The organism is Oscillibacter sp. KLE 1745, assembly GCF_000469445.2.
GTDB classification, from domain to species: domain Bacteria; phylum Bacillota; class Clostridia; order Oscillospirales; family Oscillospiraceae; genus Oscillibacter; species Oscillibacter welbionis.
In genome coordinates this window covers 1-2,703 of the sequence record NZ_KI271698.1, presented here as the reverse complement: position 1 = coordinate 2,703, position 2,703 = coordinate 1, and the positions used below count along the sequence as shown (strand labels likewise).

Annotated in this window: 2 protein-coding genes and 1 pseudogene; all 3 read left to right on the top strand. The window is 62.5% G+C overall.

The genetic code is table 11. The features are described 5' to 3' along the window. Positions 1-318: pseudogene (gene leuD / locus HMPREF1546_RS04330) on the top strand (3-isopropylmalate dehydratase small subunit); the annotation flags it as partial. 12 nt (positions 319-330) lie between these two features. Then, positions 331-1,401 (top strand): 3-isopropylmalate dehydrogenase, encoded by a 1,071-nt coding sequence (leuB, locus tag HMPREF1546_RS04325; RefSeq protein WP_021747634.1) that lies wholly within the window; start codon positions 331-333, stop codon positions 1,399-1,401. A gap of 172 nt (positions 1,402-1,573) precedes the next feature. Next, the gene (locus HMPREF1546_RS04320; RefSeq protein WP_021747632.1) at positions 1,574-2,233 is read left to right on the top strand and encodes a metal-dependent hydrolase; all 660 of its coding nucleotides are present in this window, start codon (positions 1,574-1,576) and stop codon (positions 2,231-2,233) included. Positions 2,234-2,703 lie beyond the last annotated feature (470 nt).

Sequence of the window (2,703 nt, the reverse complement as noted above, 5' to 3'; positions counted from 1 at the left end):
GGGGGCGAGAACTTCGGCTGCGGCTCCAGCCGGGAGCACGCGCCCCTGGCCATCAAGACCGCCGGCATCGCCTGCGTCATCGCCGCCAGCTTTGCCCGGATTTTCTACCGCAATGCCATCAACATCGGTCTGCCCATCCTGGAGTGCCCGTCAGCCAGCACTGCCATCCGGGAGGGGGACACGGTGTCTGTGAACTTTGACACCGGCGTCATCACCGACGAGACCACAGGCGAGACCTTCCAGGCGGAGCCCTTCCCGCCCTTCATCCAGAAGATCATTCGCTCCGGCGGCCTGATGGCCAGCATCCAGGCGCGGTAAGGAGGCGGCAGTATGGAGAAGAATATCGCGGTGATCTACGGCGACTGCGCCAGCCCGGAGATCGTCACCCAGGCCCTGCGGGTGCTGGACGCGGTGGCTGAGAAATTCGGCCACACCTTTACCTATACAAAAGTCCTGATGGGCGGCGAGGCCATCGACGCCTACGGGGACCCCCTGCCCCAGTCGGAACTGGACAAGTGCCTGCAAAGCGACAGCGTGCTGCTGGGAGCCATCGGCGGCCCCAAGTGGGAGGGCCTGCCCGGTGACAAGCGGGCGGAAAAGGGCCTCCTGCGGCTCCGGGCCGGCATGGGGCTTTACTCCAACAACCGCCCTGCCAAAATCTGGCCCCAGTTGGCGGACGCCTCGCCCCTGAAGCCCGCCATCGTGGAAAAAGGCATTGACTTTATTGTGGTGCGCGAGCTGATCGGCGGCGTCTACTTCGGGGAGCACAGGACCTACGAGGAAAACGGCGAGAAGGTTGCCGTGGACACCATGCCCTATTCCGAGCACGAGATCGAGCGGATCGGCCGCATCGGCTTTGAGACCGCCCGCAAGCGCCGGAAAAAGCTCACCTGCGTGGACAAGGCCAATGTGCTGGACACCAGCCGCCTGTGGCGGGAGGTGATGCACCGCCTGGCGGCGGAGTACCCGGACGTGGAATACCGGGAGATGTTCGTGGACAACTGCGCCATGCAGATCTGCAAGGATCCCGCCCAGTTCGACGTGATTGTCACGGAGAACATGTTCGGCGACATCCTGTCCGACGAGGCCAGCGAGATCACCGGCAGCATCGGCATGGTGCCCTCCTCCAGCCTGGGGGACGGCACCCGGGGGCTGTACGAGCCCATCCACGGCTCTGCCCCGGACATCGCCGGACAGGATATCATCAACCCCATCGCCTGCATCCTGTCCGCGGCCATGATGCTGCGGTACAGCTTCGATATGGCGGCGGAGGCAGACTGCATCGAAGCTGCGGTGAATCAGGTGCTGAACGACGGCATCCGCACCGCCGACATCTGGCGGCCCGGATGTGAGAAGGTGGGCTGCGCTGCCATGGGCGATGCCATCCTGGCCCGGCTGTAAGAAAGATGGAATACGCGGACGGCGTCGGGCCCGAAAAAGCCCGGCGCCGCTTTTTTCGTGGAGGCTGGAATTTACTTTGCCCACCGGATATGATATCATCCCATCAAGAGAACCAACCGACGGAGGCTCTGACAGCTGTCCGTCCCATCTTGGAAAAAGGAGTGCTGCATATATGAAGCTGCAATTTCTGGGCCATGCCTGCTTTCTGCTGGATGACGGCGTCCACAAAGTCCTGACGGACCCCTTCCTCACCGGGGCTGGCCGTCCTGAATGGGCAGAGAAGGTGGACCCGGACGTGATTTTTGTCACCCACGGCCATGGGGACCACGTAGGGGATGCAGCCGCCATCGCCAGACGTACCGGTGCGCCGGTCTGCTGCACAGCGGATCTGGCGGATGCGGTGTTTGTCCCTGCGGGGGTGGCATGCGTCGCCGGAAATCTGGGCGGCACGGTCCGCCTGTCCTTTGGCTGCGCCAAGTTTTTCCAGGCCCTCCACGGCGGCGGTGCAGCGGGCTGTCCTGCCTGCGGCTTCCTTTTTGAGATGGGGGGCAGGAAGATCTATCACGCCGGAGACACGGCCCTGATGACCGATATGACCCTGCTGGCAGACGAGGACATCGACGTGGCGCTGCTGCCCATCGGAGATTTCTACACCATGGGCCCGGCGGATGCCCTCCGGGCAGTGAAGCTGATCCGGCCCCGACTGACGGTCCCCATGCACTACAACACCTTCCAGGCCATCACCCAGGATCCGGAGGCATTCGCCGCCGCCTGCAAAGAGGCGGGATTTGCCGCCAAAGTCCTTCAGCCGGGGGAGGAGATGACCCTGTAAGCAGCCTGGGACGGGAGCGGGCGGAGCACCACAGCGGCTGCCCCGGCACGGGCGAATGAATCGCTTCCGTGCGAAGCCAACAGAGAGTTCTTGGGGGGACAGATCTGCCCGATCATGCAGGCGGCCAGTCAGGCGGTGCTGGAAGCATCGGCATTGAAATTGCTGGCGGAGACTTCACAGCGACTCCAAATCTTACAGGGCAATCGAAGCGAAATTTGATATATCCCTTGCTGGTAACCCGTTACGAACAATCCCTGGTATTTTCCGGCTGTAAAAACCTCCTGAAGCATTAGCCCTTCAGGAGGTTTCTGCAGCTTGTGTTGACAGATGAGATGCGGACATTGGAGCTCCGCACAGCAGGACGGTGCGTTTGCGCAGTACAAGCGTTTTGCCGCAGGCGGAACCTTGGCGGAGGCAGAATTCATTTCCGCCGAGCATTTGAATCGCCGGAGGGGTTCGCGGGCCAATGG

Bases quoted from the DNA above. Each gene is read 5' to 3' on its own strand.
- leuB (WP_021747634.1), top strand. From the start codon at position 331: ATGGAGAAGAATATCGCGGTGATCTACGGCGACTGCGCCAGCCCGGAG.
- HMPREF1546_RS04320 (WP_021747632.1), top strand. From the start codon at position 1,574: ATGAAGCTGCAATTTCTGGGCCATGCCTGCTTTCTGCTGGATGACGGC.